The following is a 1,511-nucleotide window of genomic DNA, read 5'->3' as shown; positions in this document are numbered from 1 at the left end:
GCGCTGCATCATGCTTTTTAGACCTTTTATCTGGATCAAAAAGATTCAACTGCTTGTGTCCTAAAACCAATATATCTGTCCTAGAAGATATATAATTTTGAACGACAGCTCCTTTACTTTCTAAAAATCGTATGGCTTCTTCTCGAGTTAGAGGACGTAGGCTTCCTGTGATAACAATGTTCTTCCCTGTTAGATCCATAGTTCCGCCTATTCTTCTTCGTCGTCACTCTCAGCGCCAGTGATATGACGTCCTCCCTGCATACGCTGACCTGCTTGTTGCATTTGTTGGTTCATGTAGTTCATTTGATTCATACTCTGTTGAAATTTTTGTTGAGAAGAATCAGGCTGTGCTGGTGGTGTCGATTCTGAAACTGGCGCATCTGCAGGTGGATTTGAATCTTGGATTGGGGACTCCATGCCTTCAGCTGAAGAAGTTGGATCGACAATAGGTGCATCCGTTGTTCCTGAATCAATTGGAGGCTCAGGAATATCAATTGGACCAGGCTGAGCAATTCCAGGAACCGCATCATTTTTCAGAGCGTTATAGGTCGCATTTTGAGCAGAGGCAGCCTTATCATCCAGCTTATCTAAAACTTTGCCAACTGCCCCTTGCCCATTTTGCATGGCTTCAAATGCTTTCCATTCTGCCAAATCAACCATATTACTTACGCCACCTTTGGCCGCATTCATCAAGCCTTGGTCTTTTACAGAGTTCAAAGCACCTTGAATGCCACCTCCAGTTCTGGCTAGGCTATTTCCTAGGATCTGACTTCCTTTAGACAGGGCATCTGGAGCTTTTTGTGCCATATCCATACCAAATTGGCCAAGTGCCATACTACCATTAAAGAGACCGCCTGCTCCAGCCGCAAAGGCATTGCCCATCATCATAGCTCCGAGCAATTGTTGAGCTGTTTCACTATGACCTGTTGAAACTCCAAGCCAGCGCTCGATCATGGCCACTCCTTGCATTGCTGCAAAGAATACTCCAACGTAAACAAAGGCAGCTGCAAGACACTGTTCCCACATATTGAGTCCATCAAAGAATCCGCCAGAAAGCTTAGATACTGCTGAAACAGAAAGGATTGGTAAATCTCTGAAAATCTCAAGTGTTACACGCATAATGATAACTTCAAAGAAGATTCCTGCTAAGGCACCGCCAATCGTTCTTAACAACTCTTTGTATTTCTTTGAGTTTGATAGAGAACTGTATCCAAGGATTGGAGAAATCATTGCTTCAATCACAATATCAAAAATTGATTTGACGAGCTTAATGATCATGCTGACCAAAAGAACAACAAGGATAATGTACTGGAGGAACATCCCTATCCAGTTGACTTTGTAGCGCATATAAACTGATTCAAAAGCACTCAATTGATTGATGAGACGGTGTTCTGTAATGCTTTCAACTCCAGTATTATTGGAATCCAACTTATGGAGGAACAAGCCTTTAATCCCTGCTATTTTGTCGGTTTCCTGCATATCCTTTAACAGTTTTGGATTTGTCGTACCAT

2 protein-coding genes are annotated in these 1,511 nt (G+C 42.6%); both read right to left on the bottom strand.

Annotated elements, in window-relative coordinates; genetic code table 11:
* A partial coding sequence (locus tag QM460_RS10335; RefSeq protein WP_414290047.1) for a BRCT domain-containing protein occupies positions 1 to 199 on the bottom strand: 199 nt, incomplete at its 3' end.
* Between the two features lie 8 nt (positions 200 to 207).
* Positions 208 to 1,511: pLS20_p028 family conjugation system transmembrane protein (locus tag QM460_RS10330; RefSeq protein WP_414290046.1), on the bottom strand; the 1,304-nt coding region annotated here is incomplete at its 5' end.

The sequence above is a fragment of the Streptococcus infantis genome, from assembly GCF_047464415.1.
GTDB classification, from domain to species: domain Bacteria; phylum Bacillota; class Bacilli; order Lactobacillales; family Streptococcaceae; genus Streptococcus; species Streptococcus infantis_AE.
Note: the sequence above shows the minus strand (reverse complement) of the source record. Positions and strands in the feature narration are given on the sequence as shown.